Raw genomic sequence first — 19,190 nt, forward strand, 5'->3', positions numbered from 1 at the left:
GCCATTTTCGGCTTGCTTCTTTTTATCTTCAAAAGTGATTTGCCTCATTAACGAGGTGGCAGTCCAAGGGCAATACGGCCGTAGCGACTGATTCGTGTAATCTTCCAAGCGGGAGACCAGGTAACTTCAACCTTGACATCTTCGATACCCTCGATTTGTTTTAGACCTGCAACGATTTCGATAGGCAGGCTTTCGGCGCAATCGCAGGCGGTGTCAGTGAAGGTCATGACAATCTTGCAGAGACCCGTTTCATCCAGATTGATTTCATAAATCAGTCCTAGATTGTAAACATCCAATTCCACATCTGTATCAAAAACCTTCTCTAGTTTTTCGATAATTTGGTCTTGCAAGGCCAAAGCACGGTCATTGATTTTGATATCCTCTCTCATTACAGTCCCTCCACGTGATAAATATCCTCTATTTTCTCATAATTCTGACAATTTGGCAAGTTTTTGATGAATTTTCTGAAAAGACTCTCTTGCGATTTTCTCCTCTCACTGTTTTAATCCCTCTATTTATGGTAAAATAAGACTATTAAGTTTAAAGAGGATTCCCTATGAAATTACAAAAACCAAAAGGAACACAGGATATTCTACCTGCTGAGTCTGCCAAGTGGCAGTACGTTGAGGGCTTTGCCCGTGAGATTTTCAAGCGCTATAACTACGCAGAAGTGCGTACGCCTATTTTTGAGCATTACGAGGTTATCAGTCGCTCTGTCGGGGATACAACCGATATCGTAACCAAGGAAATGTACGATTTTTATGACAAGGGTGATCGCCATATTACCCTCCGTCCAGAAGGAACTGCGCCCGTTGTTCGTTCCTATGTGGAAAATAAACTCTTCGCCCCAGAAGTGCAAAAGCCAAGTAAGTTCTACTACATGGGCCCTATGTTCCGTTATGAGCGTCCACAGGCAGGTCGTTTGCGCCAGTTCCACCAGATTGGTGTTGAGTGTTTTGGCTCTAGCAATCCAGCTACCGATGTGGAAACCATCGCTATGGCAGCTCATTTCTTGAAAGAAATCGGTATCCAAGGTGTCAAATTGCATCTTAACACTCTTGGAAATCCTGAGAGTCGTGCGGCTTACCGTCAGGCCTTGATCGATTATTTGACACCGCTCAAGGAGACCTTGTCTAAGGATAGCCAACGTCGCTTGGAGGAGAATCCTCTCCGTGTCTTGGACTCTAAGGAAAAAGAAGACAAGGTGGCAGTGGAGAATGCACCTTCTATCTTGGACTTCCTTGATGCAGAAAGCCAAGCTCATTTTGATGCTGTGCGTCAGATGTTGGAAAATCTGGGTGTAGACTATATCATCGATACCAATATGGTACGTGGTTTGGACTACTACAATCACACCATTTTCGAGTTTATCACTGAGATTGAGGGCAATGACTTGACAGTCTGTGCGGGTGGTCGCTACGATGGTTTGGTTGCCTACTTTGGTGGTCCTGAGACTGCTGGATTTGGATTTGGTCTTGGTGTAGAACGTCTGCTTCTCATTCTTGAAAAGCAAGGAGTGTCTCTCCCTATCGAAAACGCTCTAGATGTTTATATCGCAGTCTTGGGTGAAGGAGCAAATGTTAAGGCCTTGGAATTGGTACAAGCCCTTCGCCAACAAGGATTCAAAGCAGAGCGTGACTACCTCAACCGGAAGCTTAAAGCTCAGTTCAAGTCAGCCGATGTCTTTGCGGCTAAGACTCTCATCACTCTCGGAGAGAGCGAAGTCGAAAGCGGACAAGTGACAGTTAAGAACAACCAAACTCGAGAAGAAGTTCAAGTGTCACTTGAGACCATCAGCCAAAACTTCTCAGAAATCTTTGAAAAACTAGGATTTTAATAGTAGAAAAACTGGTCAGGAACCATTCCTGACCTTTTTCTTTTGCAAAATGACAAAAATCTTAAACTTTTTGACAAATATGCTTGTCAAAAATAAAAAGATATGTTACAATGAAATCAAGATAAAGAACAAAGGAGAAAAAAGGCATGCTAAAAAATCGTCTAAAAGAGCTTCGGGCTCGCGATGGTCTGAATCAAACTGAGCTGGCCAAACTAGCTGGCGTGTCCAGGCAGACCATCAGTTTGCTAGAACGGGATGAGTACACGCCATCCATCGTCATTGCTTTAAAGATTGCTCAGATCTTTCATGAGCCGGTCGAGTCGGTCTTTCGCTTAGAGGAGGATGAGTGATGAACAAGTATAAAGTGATTTATTACGTTAGTATTCTTGTATTTATTGCAAATATCTTTGCTATGATTGGAAGCCTACTTGGTTGGTTTACGATTGTCGAAAGTAAATACCTCTTCTGGATTAATATAGTGCTACTATTAGTCTTTAGATGGGTAGAGAAAAAAATAAAGTTTAAAGAGCTCGTAAAAGGAGAAAAGTTATGAAAGAGTTTTTAGCAGGTTTTCAAGTCGATACTGAGAACAAAGCACTTGCAGGTGTTTGTGCAGGTTTAGGAAATTATTTTAATATTCAAGCCAATATCGTTCGTTTGGTGACAGTCTTGCTGTTTCTCTCTTCGACAGAGATTGGGATTATAACAGTAACTCTCTATGCCTATCTAGCAGGTTGGCTTGGCAATGAACCCTTGGGGGATGGAGCAAAAAAAGCTAGAAACCAAGCTATTCTCTTACTTGCTGTTTGTTTGATTTTGGTGTCACTTGGAACAGAAGGCTTGACAGCTATTTTTGAATCAGGGAAAGACTTTGGTCAATGGTTGTCTGGCTTGTTTTAGAAAGAGGTTAAAATATGGAAAAGAATCACATAATTTTTGCACTGAAACTTTTTATTATAGGAGCTTTATTAGGAATACTTGCCGGAGCTCTTGGAGTTAAACCTTTAGGTATTAGCCAAGAGCAAGTAATCCCTGTCTTGTTCTCAATCTTTTTTGGTCTAGGGCTGATTACGGCAATCCTAACATTTTATTTCACTAGAAAAAGTCATCAGGCTTATCAGAATTATCAACGAGAAGAAGAGGATGAAGGAAATGAGCAAGACTATCTTGCTATGTATCGTTTCTTGGATTATGGTACGGTAGCTTGGAATGTTTCTCAAATTAGTATGCTATTCTGTATGCTTTTAGACTTAGGAAGATTTGGCATATCAGCAACATCCTTACTTTTGATAGTTGTAAGTATTTGGTCGGGTGTTTACTGCCTCAAAATCACTAGCAAGATTCGTAACTATAAACTTTCTGTTATGGCCACACCCAAGGAAGTTTTGGACTACCTTGACACTTATGATGAGGGAGAAAAACAGGCCGAGATGGAAGAAGCTTACTTGATCTTGTTCAAGGTCAATCAACTCCTCATTCCTGGTATCTATATTGTCTTAGTAATTCTATCTATGGTATTAGGACAAGTACAGTTGGTTGCTCTGCTGGTAGCAGTTGTCATCCATTTGTACACGAATGTTGCACAGTTGCGTAAAACAAAACGTTATTTCAAATAGGAGAATCTTATGAAAATACTTAAAAATATTGGCTGGTATAGTCTTACTTTCTTATCCTTTATTATGATTTATAGTTTTATTCAGGGTGTAGGTGTGGCAGCGATGAAGTTGGGAGCACCTGACTACGTTTTTGTCCCGATATATGTCTTATTGGCAGGAATTTTTACCTTTGTTACCTACAGGTGGTATAAGACAGGAACCGTTACGATTGAAAAAACAGCCCTCAACAAATACATCTGGTTGCCTGCCTTGGTATGGGCCCTTGTCATTGTTGCAGAAAACTTTTTACCAAATGATCCGTCAGTCAATCAACAGTTGGTAGAAGAATTGACTCATAATCAACCTCTCTTCTCTTTCTTTATGGTGGTGGTCTTTGCGCCACTTACAGAAGAGTTAACCTTTAGAGGTATGCTGGCTCGCTATGTCTTCCCTCAACAGGATAATGTCAAGCAGACAGCTCTCTTTCTTCTTGTAAGTAGTATCATTTTTGCTCTTGTTCATTTCCCTGGCACTCCACAACAATTCCTAGTTTATGCTTCACTTGGCTTTAGCTTGGGATTGGCTTATATCAGCAAAGGTGGTCTAGCTTATAGTATAGCCCTACATGCTTTGAATAATTTAATCGCATTTTTAATGATAGTCATGCTATAATAGACTCAGGAGGAAGTCATGAAACGAGTGATATTATTAGCAGTGATTCAGGCAGTTGTTCTTTTCTTTATCATTGGAGTGCTTGCCTATGCTTTAAAAGGGGATTTCTTTTATAACTATCTAGCAGTTGTCTTTGCGCCTATTGCAGGTGTTTTGCGTTTTGCTTCGGCTTATGCGACGGAGATTGTTCTACCTAAAAAGGCAGCTGAGATTGCTGAAAAGCGTAAAAAAGGTTAAGAATCATAATCAGAGAATCCGATGACGTTTTCATCGGATTTTTTGTCTGTTTGTTTTGATTACTAAAGACAATCAAACTTTTCTGCTGATTTTCATGAAGTGCCTGCGCTTTTATGGTAAAATAGTAACAGAATAAAAGAGGAGAGAAAACATGAAACGTAGTATGTATGCTGGTCGTGTTCGTGAGGAACACATCGGACAAGAAATGACCTTGAAAGGATGGGTTGGTCGTCGTCGTGACCTAGGTGGTTTGATCTTTATCGACCTTCGTGACCGTGAAGGAATTATGCAGTTGGTTATCAACCCTGAAAAAGTATCTGCAGAGGTCATGGCAACAGCTGAAAGTCTTCGTAGCGAATTTGTCATCGAGGTGACTGGTCAGGTTGCTGCTCGTGAACAGGCAAATGATAAATTACCGACTGGTACGGTTGAGTTGAACGTGACAGCTCTGACAGTGCTTAATACAGCCAAAACAACGCCATTTGAGATTAAAGATGGGATTGAGGCCAACGACGACACACGTTTGCGTTACCGTTACCTTGACCTTCGTCGTCCAGAAATGCTAGAAAACCTTAAGCTTCGTGCCAAGGTGACCCACTCTATCCGTAATTACTTGGATGAGTTGGAATTTATCGATGTGGAGACGCCATTCCTTTCGAAATCAACGCCAGAAGGGGCGCGTGACTATTTGGTGCCATCTCGTGTCAATAAAGGGCATTTCTACGCTCTTCCTCAAAGTCCACAGATTACCAAGCAACTTTTGATGAATGCTGGTTTTGATCGTTACTACCAAATCGTCAAATGTTTCCGTGATGAGGACTTGCGTGGTGACCGTCAGCCTGAGTTTACCCAGGTCGACTTGGAAACATCATTCCTTACGGAGCAAGAGATCCAAGATATCACAGAAGGCTTGATTGCGCGCGTGATGAAAGAAACAAAAGGCATCGAAGTAACTCTTCCATTTCCTCGTATGAAGTATGATGACGCGATGGCTCTTTACGGTTCTGACAAACCTGATACTCGTTTTGATATGTTGCTTCAGGACTTGACAGAAGTGGTCAAGGGTGTTGATTTTAAAGTCTTCTCAGAAGCACCTGCTGTTAAAGCCATTGTGGTCAAAGGAGCTGCGGATAACTACTCACGTAAAGACATTGACAAGATGACTGAAGTAGCTAAACAGTACGGTGCTAAAGGTCTTGCTTGGGTCAAGGTTGTGGATGGAGAATTAAATGGACCAGTTGCCAAGTTCTTGACTGGTATCCAAGCAGAATTGACTGCAGCACTTGGTCTTGAAGATAAGGACTTGGTTCTCTTTGTGGCGGATACGCTTGAGGTAGCCAATGCAACACTTGGTGCCCTTCGTGGACGTATTGCCAAAGAGCTTGGCTTGATTGATAACGATAAATTCAATTTCCTTTGGGTAGTTGATTGGCCAATGTTTGAATGGTCTGAAGAAGAAGGTCGCTACATGAGCGCCCACCATCCATTTACTCTTCCACAGGAAGAAACAGCTCACGAATTAGAAGGTGATTTGGCTAAGGTTCGTGCCATTGCTTACGATATCGTCTTGAATGGTTATGAGCTTGGTGGTGGCAGTCTTCGTATCAACCAAAAAGACCTTCAAGAACGCATGTTTAAGGCTCTTGGTTTCTCAGCTGAAGAAGCAAATGACCAGTTTGGCTTCCTTCTTGAAGCTATGGACTATGGTTTCCCACCACACGGTGGTTTGGCTATCGGGCTTGACCGTTTTGTGATGCTCTTAGCAGGAGAAGAAAATATCCGTGAAGTCATTGCCTTTCCTAAGAACAATAAGGCAACCGACCCAATGACTCAAGCTCCATCAACAGTCGCTCTCAAACAACTAGAGGAACTCAGCTTACAAGTAGAAGAAGATGAAACAAGCAAAACGAATTAAGCGGTGGCGCTATTATCTGCGCCGCTTTGCTTATCAGATAAAAATCTTACGAGTTTTACAAAGTATCTCTCGGGAAAAATATGATGAGAAGGTATCAGCTTCTCTGGTTTATGGCTTTCTGTCAGCGGTAGCAGTCAATTTCTTTTTTCAACCAGGACACGTTTACTCCAGTGGCGCGACAGGTCTGGCACAGATTATCTCTGCCTTGAGTAATCACTGGTTTGGTTTTTATATTCCGATATCGCTAACCTTTTATGCTATCAATTTTCCGTTGATGATTTTGGCTTGGTATCAGATTGGGCATAAGTTTACAATCTTTACCTTTATCACAGTATCCATGAGTTCCCTCTTTATCCAGATTGTACCAGTTGTGACCTTGACAGAGGATCCCATTATCAATGCCCTTTTTGGGGGTGTTGTCATGGGCTTGGGGATTGGTTTTGCACTCCGTAACAATATTTCTAGCGGAGGTACAGATATCGTCAGTCTGACCATTCGTAAGAAGACAGGTAAGAATGTCGGTAGCATTTCTTTCCTGGTAAATGGAACCATCATGCTGATAGCAGGTCTAACCTTTGGTTGGAAATACGCCCTCTACTCTATGATTACCATCTTTGTATCGAGCCGTGTGACAGATGCGGTCTTTACCAAGCAAAAACGCATGCAGGCCATGATTGTGACCAATAACCCTGATAAGGTAATCGCAAAAATCCATAAAAAATTGCACCGCGGAGCAACCATGATCCACGATGCAGAAGGAACCTATAATCATGAGAGAAAAGCAGTCTTGATTACGGTTATCACACGAGCAGAGTTTAATGATTTTAAACACATCATGAAACAGGTCGATCCGACAGCCTTTGTCTCTGTATCCGAAAATGTCCACATCCTAGGACGATTTGTAGAAACAGACAATTAGACATGAAAAGACAGCACCCCATAAGTTAGATTTTTGTTTAACTTATGGGGTGCTGTTCATATTTCAAAATTTATCTCTAGACATTTAATAGATTTTTGAGTTCTCCTAATTTTAAATCACTATCATAAATAAAAATGGGGATATTTTTTAAACGAGAGAATTCCAAAGCTTGATTCTCCTCACTATCTTGAAAAGACTCAATCAATTCTTGTTCCCAGTACTGATTATCCCTTTTCTCTAATCTCTCTCGAATAATTACAGGATGCTCTTTCTTCAATATAATTTTACTGATTTCCAAGCCATCAAAAGTAGAAAAAGGCAATTCGACTATTTCCTTCGAATGATTCAAAAGGGTAAAATGTCCATCCAATATCACAACATCATTATCATTAAATGGATAGTTCGCTAATTCTTGTTTCCACAGTTCTTGATTGTTAGCAATATTTTTTGTGAACTTATCGGATGACTGTATTTTATTTCCTGCCTGACGAATTAAATTACTGATTGATAAAGCAACAAATTGCACATCCTTTTTCAGATTCTCTAACAAAGTGGTTTTACCAACTCCATGAACGCCCACTAATAAAATATATTTCAAACTAATACCTCCCTATATAACAAAAAGATTGAGGCGCCGCTTTTATTGTGGAATCAAATTCTGATAAATCAAGATGTTTTTTGTACTCTTTAAACATTTTAATCTGAATAGCAAAACCACTATCCCTATCTTTAAAGTACTCATAGAAAAATTCCTCAGAAATACCAGATAGATGCTTGGTATCATTCCATAATTTATCAATATTCTCTTCTAAAATAGTTTCGATTTCAAATTCTCCAACTACTTTACCGTATGGCTTCGTTGCATAAACTACGATTGAAGAAACATCTGGACGCTTAAAAACCTTTTTCCGATACTCGAACTTTTTTCTCCCTTCTATAATCTCTTCTACAAACTCTGGCTTAATCGATAATAAAGCTTTCATTTATTTCACCCATTTCTAAAACATGATAAAATTGATCTTCTGATAGCTCTACGCAGGTCCATCGTTGAGCATTAATCCCAATAATGTCTCTTAAGTCTCTCCGAATAATTCTTTTGTTCAAAGAGACATTATAAAGCATTTTTATAATATATTTAGGATATTGATTGTACCAAAACTTTTGCAGTTCTTCTTGACTAAAAATTGTCCCTTTACCACAATATTCTTGGAATTTATCAAAATTTTCAAAATCTGTTATCTGCCTAATCTCGCTAACAGTACATATTGTTGAAGCAACGGAGCTAAATTCTGCAGGTATGTCCCCTTCTGCTGTTCTATATATAACAATATGGTCCCCAGGTCGCATTTCAAGAACCTGTCTAGCAGCACTAATATAAATCTTTTCACTAGAATTTGTTACGGATAAGTCTTCAACATAGTGATGTCTCTCAGTACGTAATTGAGATTCTGGGAACATCTTTGTATGATACTGAGGAAATATAGAAAGCAAATATTTTTTAGTGGGAGATTGAAGTGACAAACGAGGAAAATCTTTATAGATATCATTAAGGACTGCTAAATCTTTAAAATAAACTAACTCTCCATTACTCTTTGTTCCCCATTTACGAAAACCAAATTTCTCAAAAAGATTAATTAAACCTATCTGTCTAGGAAACAAAGTAACATAAGTAAAATCATGATCATTATTCAACATTTTTCTTAAAATAATACTTAAGAAACGTTGACCTAGTACAGTGCCATGAGAAACAATTTTAAAGGTTCCAATTTTCAAACGGCGTCGCATATCAAAAGAAGGAGTAATACTGTCATCAGCCTCCTCTTCATCTTTAAGATACAAAAACCCCAATAATTGATTGTTAACCTCCAAAACATAGGCGTCTTCTCCACTTTTTCTACTAAGCCAAGAATTAAATCCAGGGTAATCATCCCTTAGAGAATCAAAAAAAGGATTTTCGAAATCAAGATTGCCAATCTTAACTTTTTGAATCACATCATTTTCCATAATCCGCCTCCAAAAATTGATATAACTCATTATACCATAACTTCACAATGCCCGTTAAAAAATAATGTTCATAATTAGAGTATTTATATCAATTATCAGCTTGGGAATGATTTTTAGTAGTATAATTTTGTATATGTCTTTCAATATTCAAATATCGCCCTATAAGTTAGGTGAAGAAAATCTAACTTATAGGGCGATATTTGAATTATTCGGGGCTGGTCTTTATTTTTCGATAATTTTGTGTCCAATCAACTGGCGGTAACAAATCTGTTTATTGTTTTTAGCATCGTTGATAATCTGGAGAATGGTTTCAAAGGAAACGCGCCCAAGTTCCAGACTATTGATATCCACATAAGCTACAAGATCAAGTCGAGGATTGACAGAGTCGAAACTCAAGACAGGAACAGTTAACTGATGCTTACTGATGTAGTCACAAACTCCTTCTGCAAGGAGACTATCGGTTGTGATAATAGCGTCAATCTGCGGATCGTGATTGAACAGAAGTTCACTGAACTGATATCCTTTTTCTTCTAGAAACTCGGTCGCAAAGTAGGTTAAGTTGGTATCCATCGGAAGTTGGTGTTGTTTGAGTGCGGACTCATAGCCAGTTAGACGATCTTGCGTTACGAAGAGTCGCTTTGTACCCCCGACAAAGGCAATTCGTTTGCATCCTTTTTTGATGAAATACTCTGTCGCATCAAAGCCAGCTTGTACATTGTCATTATCAACAAGAGGGATAAAGGGTGAAGTTGATTTTCCGAGAATGAGGAAAGGGAACTGCTCATCAGCTACTAGCTTGACCAGAGGGTCTTCTTCCTCAGCGTAGAGGAAAATCAAACCGTCAACACGCTTGCCATAAACCATCTGAGAAATCGCATTGAGACGTTCTTTCTCATCTTTCCCCGTTGCAATCTGAATAGCGTAGTGGTTTTCAGACGCGACTTGGGCGATCCCTCGAAGGACAGACGGGAAGAAAGGATTTTGGTAGAAGGCATCCGAGTCGTCAGGCAATACCAAACCGATAACCTGAGTATAGCTGCTAACTAGGCTACGAGCATTGAGATTGGGATGGTAGTTGAGTTCCTTCATTGCCTTGCGAACTCGTTTTTTGGTTTCATCACTAATCGTTGATTTGTTTTGAATAACGCGGGTTACAGTTGAAGGTGAGACACCTGCAGCCTTGGCCACATCTTTAATCGTAACGGGCATAAAAATCTCCTATTTATGATAATCTGGATCGCGGTAATGTGTTTTATAAAAGATGGTGACCAGATAAAGAATAAAAAGAATGTTTTGTACAGTGATAAGGGTTGTCATATTTTGACCAAAAAGTCCCAAAACAAGCGTAATCAAAGTTGGTAATCCTAAACAGTTCAAGATAAAATGGTAGCACTCTTTAAAGCTCCTAAATGAAAAGAGGCGTGATTTTTTGGTGATATAAAGGAGAAGACTAGCTCCAAGAGAGACAATGAAGAAATTCAATCCAAAGAGGAAGCTAGCACCAAGGACGAGAAAGAGACTGATATAGACACGGTTCTGTTGATACCAGTCTTTAGAAATAGCCTGGGTTAAAGCTTCCTTACTCTGGAAACTCTCCGTTTGAATGGCGTGGTAGCGAATGCGGGTCAGTTCCTTGCTTTCCTTGCTGATGATGAGTTCTTCAGTATCAAAATGAAGTTGCAAATCCTTTGGCAATTCCGTACTTGGACTTGGACCAATCAGAAGAGAAGCTTGCTGATTTTTAGTTCCAGCATAGCTCAGTTTTCCATCTACTATCTGCGCATTCTCCGACAAATCCATGATTGCTTCATCTGTCAGGGGTGTGTAGACATTATCGATAAAGGTATCCAGTGGATACGTTTCCTGTGAGCTGTTTTGGATGGCAATTGGAATCATAGACAAGCTGATGAGGAAAATGCTAGTAAAGAGGAGTTGAAACCAGTTGAGTCCAAAACGTTTTGACAGGGGCTTACGAAATCCCCAAATACTTGAAAAATATGAAAATGGATATGGAAGCATTTGTATCTTTCTAAAAGGTGTTTTCTATATGAGTATTATTATATAGAGAAATGTGCTTTATTTCAAGTCTAGTAGATAAATTGCTTACTGAAAAGCTGATTTTGCTACTATTTGCGGTCTTGTGTCTAATCTTTCAACTTTAGAAACAAGATCAAAATGAAAAAGGGTGGCGGGGATAGATTATCCCTTGTCGCCACCACTTGTAAGTCCTGAAACAAAGTTCTTTTGTAGGAAGAAGAAGAGAATACAGATTGGAAGGGCGATGAGGATAGCACCTGCTGAGAAGTAGGCAATCTTCAAGTTTTTCACATTGCTGACAAAGGTCTGTAGACCAACGGCAACTGTAAAGTATTCTTTCTCACGAAGCAAGAAACTAGAGAGGATATAGTCTCCGAAAGGTCCCATGAAGGCCCAGAGCGCTTGTACTGCAACCATTGGCCGAACAAGAGGGAGAACAATTTGCCAGAAGCGACGGAAGTGTCCTGCACCATCTAGCTTTGCTGATTCATCAAGAGACATCGGTACTGTGTCGAAGTAGCCTTTCATCAACCAAGCGTTCATTGGGATACCACCACCGACATATAGGAAGATGAGGAACCAGCTATGGTTAAGGGCATTCAACATAAGGGCCATAACGAAGAAGGCTGTCAAAGCGGCCATAGTTGGCACCATTTGGATGATCAAGAAGAAGACCAAACTTTGTTTACGAGCCAAGAAGTTGTAACGGCTGTAGGCATAACCAGCAAGTACGATGATACTTGTTTGAACAGCCATGGTAATCAAGGCGATAATCAAAGTGTTGAGGTACCAAGTGCCGTACAAGGTTTCAGTGAAGAGCCCTTGGAAGTTGGCAAAGCTAAAGTCGACGTTAGCATCTAGTTTAAAAGCTACGACGTTACCAGTCTTGAAGGCTGACATAATAGTAATCAAAAGTGGATAGATAATCACGATTGAAAGACCAATCAAGTAGAGGTAAGTGAGGGTTTGAGTCAGTCTACGTTTGAGTTTGATTGAGTTATTCATCTTAGACGTCCTCCATATCAAATGCGTGTAGTTTCTTGAATGCGATCATAGAGATAGAGATGACAATGATAGAGATGATCAAGGTAACAGCTGCCGCCATAGAGTATTGAGGAGATGTACCTGTTGTCAAACGATAAATCCATGAGATCAAGATATCAGTTGAACCGGCTCCACCACCAACGCTACCAGGACCTCCGCCGTTGAAGAGGTACATGATAGAGAAGTTGTTAAAGTTGAAGGTGTATTGGCTGATCAATGTTGGTGCTGCAACAGCCAAAATCATAGGGAAAGTGATGTTGCGGAATTTTTGCCAAGCATTGGCACCATCGATATAAGCCGCTTCGTAGAGGTCGTTAGGAATTGACTGCAAGATACCCAAAGTCAAAACGTAGATGTATGGGAATCCTAGCCAACCTTGCATCATAATCAAGGCAATCTTGGTCCAAGTTGGGTCTGTTTTCCAAGGGATAAGAGCACCGTCAAGGAAAGGAAGAACCTTAGCCAAGATAGGCAATACTTGAGTGTTGATCGCTCCGACACTATCGTTAAACATGTTTGAGAATGTCAAGATAGTGATGAAGGCTGGAACAGCCCAAGGAAGAAGGAAAATAACACCAAAGATACGTTTTCCTTTGATAAATGGTTGGTTAGCAATGATAGCGGTGAAGATACCAATCACAATCTGCAAAGTAGAAGCAGACAAGGCCCAGATGATGGTCCAAGAAAGAACCGCACCGAAGGCTGAACGGAAGGTACTTAAGCTCCAGATGTTTGTAAAGTTAGTCAAACCAACCCAGTCCAACAATTTGTTTGGTGGCAAGTGTTGGAAGTCATAGTTGGTAAAGGCAATCATCAAGGTTACGATAACTGGGAAGATAATCGCAAATGTCATAGCGACGTAAGATGGGATGATCAAGAGGTAAGGGAAACCATTCTCATAAATACCTTTGATCATGTCTTTAAAAGTACGTGGGACAGGAATTCCATTGTTAATACGTTTTGCGATTGTATGTGCATCTTTAATATTTGAGAAATAAAAGAGCACATAAACGACTACAAAGATTAAATGGAAGGCACCACGAATCAGCATAAAGAGGGAATTATCACGACCTGGCTTGTCACCAAGAGTGATCAAATTGTGCAATTCAGGGGCTGCAAGTGCTAGGAAATAAAGAACAAATACGATAGTTACACCAAGGAAGATAAAACCTTTTGCCTTTTGTTTATTGTAAATCTGTCCTAACCCAGGAATCACTGAAAGCAAGGCTGCTTTGCTAGGTTGTTGGTTTTCCATGAATACTCCTTTCATAGGATACGAGATTGAAGTTTGTCTCCAATCACTAGATAGGCAACTGCAATCATTCGTAAATTTATAAAATCAAAGGGGGATTTGTATTCTCCCCCCTTGTAACGAATTCAATTATTCACCAAATTTTTGTTTGATTGTTTCTTTGATCAATGTTACAGCATCGTTAGCAGCTGTCTTAGCATCTTTTTTACCACTTACAGCATCAAAGAGCATAGTTTTAGCTGGATCCCAAACTGCTGACATTTGAGAAATGTTTGGCATTGGTTGAGCGTTCTTGAACTGTTTGATAACAGCTGTTGTCAACTCATCGTTTTTACCTTCAGCGTATGAACGAGCTTCAGTGTTAGCTGGGATTTCGTTAGTTGCATCGTAGAATGCTTTTTGTTGTTCAGTTGAAACAAGGAAGTCTACAAATTTTTGTGCAGCTTCAAGGTTCTTAGTGCTTGATGGGATGATCCAAGCTTTACCACCACCGAATGGTGTGTATTCTTTACCATTTGGAAGAGTTGGAATAGTAGCAACACCGTAGTTTACTTTAGCATCTTTGAATGCTTGAGCTTTCCAAGGACCGTCGATGATAGCAGCTGTTTTACCTTCTTGGAATTGAGTTTGGATCAAGTTTGCAGCACCTTCAGTATCTTGCATACCTTTAGGCCATTTTTCATACCAAGATTTAGCGTAGTTGACACCAGTGATAGAACCGTCGTTTGCAAGACCGATGTCTTTAGCGTCTTTACCGTTTTGTCCGAATACGTAACCACCGTTACCAGCAAGAAGTCCATATGCGTAGTAGAAGTTTGTCCAGTCAGCTAGGAAGGCAGTAGTTTTGCCATCTTCACCAGCGAAAGCGTATTTGCTGTTTTTAGCAAGTTCTTCTAATTCAGCAAAAGTTTTTGGAGCTTCTTTTAGCAAGTCTTTGTTGTAGTACATAACAAGTGACTCAATAACGGCAGGAGCACCGTAAACTTTACCGTCAGCAGCTGTTACAAGAGATTTAGTCTTATCATCTGTTTTTGCACCATCGCTCAAAGTAACTTCTGAAAGTTGTCCGTCAGTACCAAGGCTACCTACGCGGTCGTATGGTGCCATCATAACGTCAGCAGCTTGACCTGATTGGTTGTCAAGAGAAAGTTTGTCAAGTCCACCAAGTTGGTCACCTGATTTGATGTTAACTTTTGTACCTGATTCTTTTTCATAAGCTGCAGCAACTTTTTCAGCGTAGGCTTTGTATTGGTCTTCAACGTAGAAAGTGATTTCTTTTGCTTCAGATGAGCTAGTATCAGCTGCTTTATCAGCAGTTTTGCTTCCGCAAGCTACCAAAAGTAAGCTAGCAAGAGTAGCAGTTCCGAGCACAGCAGCGCTCTTCATGAATTTAGATGACATAGTGTATTCCTCCTAAAGAATAACAAAAATAATTTAATGAGAAAACGCAAACGTTTTCTTTTACGAACTTAGTATAGCACAAATAGAAAACGGTTGCAAGCTTTTTTAGAAAAATTTTTAAAAAAATTTTAAGGTTTCAAACATTTGTTAAAGCCCATATATAGGAAAGAACTTAAAATGTTTGTTTTTTTTGAATTGAAAATATATTAGGAAAACGATTGCGTAAATTCGGCTCGGTTTTTCAGAAAATAGAGCAGATATTGAGAATGAATTATCTTAAATCAGAAAATCTTTAAAATTTTTTTCGCTTATTTCATAAAATATCAGTGGGAACAAGTTTTGTTTGATTAAAATAATTCAAAAAAAATTTTAAAAACGCTTGCATTTGTTTTTGAAATGCGTTATACTTAAATTAACGCAAACGTTTGCGCCTTAATTGCGCAACGTTTTATAACAAACACATGAGGTGCTATTATGAAAAAACGTCAAAGTGGTGTGTTGATGCACATCTCTTCTCTGCCAGGAGCATACGGGATTGGATCATTTGGGCAGACTGCCTATGATTTCGTTGATTTCTTGGTTCGTACGAAGCAACGTTACTGGCAAATCCTTCCTCTTGGGACAACAAGCTATGGAGATTCTCCATACCAATCATTCTCGGCCTTTGCTGGAAATACGCATTTTATCGACCTTGATATCTTAGTAGAGCAAGGCTTGCTCGAAGCTAGTGACCTTGAAGGTGTTGACTTTGGTAGCGATGCATCTGAAGTTGATTATGCGAAGATTTATTATGCACGTCGTCCGCTTTTAGAAAAAGCAGTTAAACGCTTCTTGGAAGTGGGAAATGTCAAAGATTTTGAGAAGTTTGCTAAAGACAACCAATCATGGCTTGAACTCTTCGCTGAGTATATAGCGATCAAAGAGCATTTTGACAATCTTGCTTGGACAGAATGGCCAGATGCAGACGCTCGTGCTCGTAAAGCTTCAGCGCTTGAAAGCTACCGTGAGAAATTGGCAGACAAGTTGGTTTACCACCGTGTGACTCAATACTTCTTCTTCCAACAATGGTTGAAATTGAAAGCTTACGCTAACGACAACCACATCGAAATCGTTGGGGACATGCCTATCTATGTAGCGGAAGATTCAAGCGACATGTGGGCAAATCCACACCTCTTCAAGACAGATGCCAATGGTAAAGCAACTTGCATCGCAGGATGCCCACCAGATGAGTTTTCTGCCACTGGTCAGCTTTGGGGGAACCCAATCTATGACTGGGAAGCAATGGACAAAGACGGTTACAAATGGTGGATTGAACGCTTGCGCGAAAGCTTCAAGATCTACGATATCGTTCGTATCGACCACTTCCGCGGTTTCGAATCTTACTGGGAAATTCCTGCTGGTTCCGATACAGCAGCACCTGGTAAATGGGTGAAAGGTCCAGGGTACAAACTCTTCGCAGCCGTTAAGGAAGAGCTTGGTGAGCTAAACATCATCGCAGAAGACCTTGGTTTCATGACAGATGAAGTCATTGAGTTGCGTGAACGCACTGGCTTCCCAGGGATGAAGATTCTTCAATTCGCCTTCAACCCAGAAGATGAAAGTATCGATAGCCCACACTTGGCACCTGCCAACTCTGTTATGTACACAGGAACACACGATAACAATACAGTCCTTGGTTGGTACCGTAATGAGATTGACGATCCAACTCGTGAATACATGGCTCGTTACACGAACCGTAAAGAGTATGAAACAGTGCCACACGCAATGCTTCGCACAGTATTTTCATCAGTTAGCTTCATGGCAATTGCAACTATGCAAGATTTGCTAGAACTAGATGAGTCAGCTCGTATGAACTTCCCATCTACTCTTGGCGGAAACTGGTCATGGCGTATGACAGCAGATCAATTGACACCAGCTGTTGAAGAAACTTTGCTTGACTTGACTACAATTTATCGCCGAATCAATGAAAATTTGGTAGAATTAAAGAAATAAGACAATATCAGGAGACACATAAACATGTTACCATTAAACGAATTTGTACAAAAACGTTACAATAAAACCATTGCAGAATGTAGCAATGAAGAGCTTTACCTTGCTCTTCTCAACTACAGCAAACTTGCAAGCAGCCAAAAACCAGTCAACACTGGTAAGAAAAAAGTTTACTACATCTCAGCTGAGTTCTTGATCGGTAAACTCTTGTCAAACAACTTGATTAACCTTGGTCTTTACGACGATGTGAAAAAAGAACTTGCTGCTGCAGGTAAAGAGTTGATCGAAATCGAAGAAGTAGAATTGGAACCATCACTTGGTAACGGTGGTTTGGGACGTTTGGCAGCCTGCTTTATCGACTCAATCGCTACACTTGGTTTGAATGGTGACGGTGTTGGTTTGAACTACCACTTCGGTCTTTTCCAACAAGTTCTTAAAAACAACCAACAAGAAACAATTCCTAACGCTTGGTTGACTGAGCAAAACTGGTTGGTTCGCTCAAGCCGTAGCTACCAAGTGCCATTTGCACACTTCACATTGACATCGACTCTTTACGATATCGATGTACCTGGTTACAAGATAGCTACTAAAAACCGCTTGCGTTTGTTTGACTTGGATTCAGTTGATTCTTCTATCATCGAAGATGGTATCAACTTTGACAAGACAGATATCGCTCGCAACTTGACACTCTTCCTTTACCCAGACGACAGCGACAAGCAAGGTGAATTGCTCCGTATCTTCCAACAATACTTCATGGTTTCAAACGGCGCGCAATTGATCATCGACGAAGCAATCGAAAAGGGAAGCAACTTGCACGACCTTGCGGACTACGCAGTTGTACAAATCAACGATACTCACCCATCAATGGTGATCCCTGAATTGATCCGTCTTTTGACTGAACGTGGTATCGAACTTGATGAAGCAATCTCTATCGTTCGTAGCATGACTGCCTACACGAACCACACAATCCTTGCTGAAGCCCTTGAAAAATGGCCTCTTGAATTCTTGGAAGAAGTGGTTCCTCACTTGGTACCAATCATCAAAGAATTGGACCGTCGTGTGAAAGCAGAATACAAAGATCCAGCTGTTCAAATCATTGATGAAAACGACCGCGTTCACATGGCTCACATGGATATCCACTACGGATATAGTGTTAACGGGGTAGCAGCACTCCACACTGAGATCTTGAAGAACTCAGAGTTGAAAGCTTTCTACGACATCTACCCAGAAAAATTCAACAACAAAACAAACGGTATTACATTCCGTCGTTGGCTCATGCATGCGAACCCAAGTTTGTCTCACTACTTGGATGAGATTATTGGAGAGGGTTGGCACCATGAAGCTGATGAGCTTGAAAAACTCTTGTCATACGAAGACAAGGCTGCTGTTAAAGAAAAATTGGAAAGCATCAAGGCTCACAACAAACGTAAATTGGCTCGTCACTTGAAAGAACACCAAGGTGTGGAAATCAATACAAACTCTATCTTTGATATCCAGATCAAACGTCTTCACGAGTACAAACGCCAACAAATGAACGCTTTGTATGTGATCCACAAATACCTTGATATCAAGGCTGGTAACATCCCTGCTCGTCCAATCACAGTCTTCTTTGGTGGTAAAGCGGCTCCTGCTTACACAATTGCCCAAGACATCATCCACTTGATCCTTTGCTTGTCAGAAGTGATTGCTAACGACCCAGCTGTAGCTCCACACTTGCAAGTGGTTATGGTTGAAAACTACAACGTTACTGCAGCAAGCTTCCTTATCCCAGCATGTGACATCTCAGAACAAATCTCACTTGCTTCTAAAGAAGCTTCAGGTACTGGTAACATGAAATTCATGTTGAACGGAGCTTTGACTCTTGGTACTATGGACGGTGCTAACGTGGAAATCGCTGAGTTGGTTGGCGACAACAACATCTACATCTTCGGTGAAGATTCAGAAACTGTTATCGACCTTTACGCAAAAGCAGCATACAAATCAAGCGAATTCTATGCTCGTGAAGCCATCAAACCATTGGTTGACTTCATCGTCAGCGACGCTGTTCTTGCAGTAGGTAAGAAAGAACGCTTGGAACGTCTCTACAACGAATTGATCACCAAAGACTGGTTCATGACTCTCCTTGACTTGGAAGACTACATTAAAGTCAAAGAGCAAATGCTTGCTGATTACGAAGACCGCGACGCATGGTTGGATAAAGTCATCGTTAACATTTCTAAAGCAGGATTCTTCTCATCTGACCGTACAATTGCTCAATACAACGAAGATATCTGGCACTTGAACTAATA

At 40.4% G+C, this 19,190-nt stretch carries 20 protein-coding genes; 11 read left to right on the forward strand and 9 right to left on the reverse strand.

Annotated elements, in window-relative coordinates; genetic code table 11:
* Nucleotides 1-47 precede the first annotated feature (47 nt).
* Nucleotides 48-389: a metal-sulfur cluster assembly factor gene (locus tag EL140_RS00490; RefSeq protein WP_001206380.1), complete on the reverse strand. Its 342-nt coding sequence runs from the start codon at nucleotides 387-389 to the stop codon at nucleotides 48-50.
* Between the two features lie 167 nt (nucleotides 390-556).
* Here EL140_RS00490 and hisS point away from each other — a divergent pair, with 167 nt between their 5' ends.
* From hisS to EL140_RS00535, 9 genes are all read left to right on the forward strand, one after another.
* Complete coding sequence (gene hisS, locus EL140_RS00495) at nucleotides 557-1,837, forward strand: histidine--tRNA ligase (protein ID WP_000775843.1); 1,281 nt, start codon at nucleotides 557-559, stop codon at nucleotides 1,835-1,837.
* A gap of 146 nt (nucleotides 1,838-1,983) precedes the next feature.
* Nucleotides 1,984-2,187, forward strand: coding sequence for a helix-turn-helix transcriptional regulator (locus tag EL140_RS00500; RefSeq protein WP_000916944.1), 204 nt, complete (start codon nucleotides 1,984-1,986; stop codon nucleotides 2,185-2,187).
* The gene (locus tag EL140_RS00505) at nucleotides 2,187-2,390 is read left to right on the forward strand and encodes a hypothetical protein (protein WP_001046121.1); all 204 of its coding nucleotides are present in this window, start codon (nucleotides 2,187-2,189) and stop codon (nucleotides 2,388-2,390) included. Before EL140_RS00500 ends, EL140_RS00505 begins: the two co-directional genes overlap by 1 nt.
* Complete coding sequence (locus tag EL140_RS00510) at nucleotides 2,387-2,737, forward strand: PspC domain-containing protein (protein WP_000657659.1); 351 nt, start codon at nucleotides 2,387-2,389, stop codon at nucleotides 2,735-2,737. The genes EL140_RS00505 and EL140_RS00510 overlap by 4 nt, the downstream gene beginning before the upstream one ends.
* A 14-nt stretch (nucleotides 2,738-2,751) precedes the next feature.
* A complete protein-coding gene (locus EL140_RS00515; protein WP_000414264.1) occupies nucleotides 2,752-3,453 on the forward strand; it encodes a DUF3169 family protein in 702 nt (233 codons plus the stop codon).
* 9 nt (nucleotides 3,454-3,462) lie between these two features.
* Nucleotides 3,463-4,104: a CPBP family intramembrane glutamic endopeptidase gene (locus EL140_RS00520; protein ID WP_000698074.1), complete on the forward strand. Its 642-nt coding sequence runs from the start codon at nucleotides 3,463-3,465 to the stop codon at nucleotides 4,102-4,104.
* 18 nt (nucleotides 4,105-4,122) lie between these two features.
* The gene (locus EL140_RS00525) at nucleotides 4,123-4,341 is read left to right on the forward strand and encodes a hypothetical protein (RefSeq protein ID WP_000832198.1); all 219 of its coding nucleotides are present in this window, start codon (nucleotides 4,123-4,125) and stop codon (nucleotides 4,339-4,341) included.
* Between the two features lie 151 nt (nucleotides 4,342-4,492).
* A complete protein-coding gene (aspS, locus tag EL140_RS00530) occupies nucleotides 4,493-6,256 on the forward strand; it encodes an aspartate--tRNA ligase (protein WP_000830919.1) in 1,764 nt (587 codons plus the stop codon).
* Nucleotides 6,234-7,175, forward strand: coding sequence for a YitT family protein (locus EL140_RS00535; RefSeq protein ID WP_000806296.1), 942 nt, complete (start codon nucleotides 6,234-6,236; stop codon nucleotides 7,173-7,175). The genes aspS and EL140_RS00535 overlap by 23 nt, the downstream gene beginning before the upstream one ends.
* Before the next feature lie 76 nt (nucleotides 7,176-7,251).
* Here the strand turns inward: EL140_RS00535 and EL140_RS00540 are convergent, their stop codons facing one another.
* The 8 genes from EL140_RS00540 to EL140_RS00575 form a co-directional block, all read right to left on the reverse strand.
* Nucleotides 7,252-7,773, reverse strand: coding sequence for an ATP-binding protein (locus tag EL140_RS00540; protein ID WP_000875131.1), 522 nt, complete (start codon nucleotides 7,771-7,773; stop codon nucleotides 7,252-7,254).
* A gap of 1 nt (nucleotide 7,774) precedes the next feature.
* Nucleotides 7,775-8,158, reverse strand: coding sequence for an ASCH domain-containing protein (locus EL140_RS00545; protein WP_000645808.1), 384 nt, complete (start codon nucleotides 8,156-8,158; stop codon nucleotides 7,775-7,777).
* Nucleotides 8,136-9,179 (reverse strand): hypothetical protein, encoded by a 1,044-nt coding sequence (locus EL140_RS00550; protein WP_000426609.1) that lies wholly within the window; start codon nucleotides 9,177-9,179, stop codon nucleotides 8,136-8,138. The genes EL140_RS00545 and EL140_RS00550 overlap by 23 nt, the downstream gene beginning before the upstream one ends.
* A gap of 222 nt (nucleotides 9,180-9,401) precedes the next feature.
* Nucleotides 9,402-10,388 carry a LacI family DNA-binding transcriptional regulator gene (locus EL140_RS00555; protein ID WP_001145430.1) on the reverse strand — a complete coding sequence of 329 codons (987 nt, stop codon included), beginning with the start codon at nucleotides 10,386-10,388 and terminating at the stop codon, nucleotides 9,402-9,404.
* A gap of 9 nt (nucleotides 10,389-10,397) precedes the next feature.
* Nucleotides 10,398-11,198 carry a DUF1189 domain-containing protein gene (locus EL140_RS00560; protein WP_000938236.1) on the reverse strand — a complete coding sequence of 267 codons (801 nt, stop codon included), beginning with the start codon at nucleotides 11,196-11,198 and terminating at the stop codon, nucleotides 10,398-10,400.
* Nucleotides 11,199-11,378: 180 nt separating this feature from the next.
* Nucleotides 11,379-12,221 (reverse strand): sugar ABC transporter permease, encoded by an 843-nt coding sequence (locus EL140_RS00565; RefSeq protein ID WP_001065654.1) that lies wholly within the window; start codon nucleotides 12,219-12,221, stop codon nucleotides 11,379-11,381.
* A 1-nt stretch (nucleotide 12,222) separates the two neighbouring features.
* A complete protein-coding gene (locus tag EL140_RS00570; RefSeq protein ID WP_000431414.1) occupies nucleotides 12,223-13,515 on the reverse strand; it encodes a carbohydrate ABC transporter permease in 1,293 nt (430 codons plus the stop codon).
* A gap of 126 nt (nucleotides 13,516-13,641) precedes the next feature.
* Nucleotides 13,642-14,913, reverse strand: a complete 1,272-nt coding sequence (locus tag EL140_RS00575) for an extracellular solute-binding protein (RefSeq protein ID WP_000095463.1) — start codon at nucleotides 14,911-14,913, stop codon at nucleotides 13,642-13,644.
* A gap of 474 nt (nucleotides 14,914-15,387) precedes the next feature.
* On the opposite strand from EL140_RS00575, the gene malQ reads away from it, so the two are divergent.
* Both malQ and glgP read left to right on the forward strand, forming a co-directional pair.
* On the forward strand, nucleotides 15,388-16,905 hold the full coding sequence (malQ, locus tag EL140_RS00580) for a 4-alpha-glucanotransferase (RefSeq protein WP_000747314.1): 1,518 nt from the start codon (nucleotides 15,388-15,390) through the stop codon (nucleotides 16,903-16,905).
* Between the two features lie 24 nt (nucleotides 16,906-16,929).
* On the forward strand, nucleotides 16,930-19,188 hold the full coding sequence (glgP, locus tag EL140_RS00585; protein ID WP_000937156.1) for a glycogen/starch/alpha-glucan family phosphorylase: 2,259 nt from the start codon (nucleotides 16,930-16,932) through the stop codon (nucleotides 19,186-19,188).
* Nucleotides 19,189-19,190: the final 2 nt, after the last annotated feature.

Source organism: Streptococcus oralis ATCC 35037 (assembly GCF_900637025.1).
Taxonomy (GTDB): Bacteria; Bacillota; Bacilli; order Lactobacillales; family Streptococcaceae; genus Streptococcus; species Streptococcus oralis.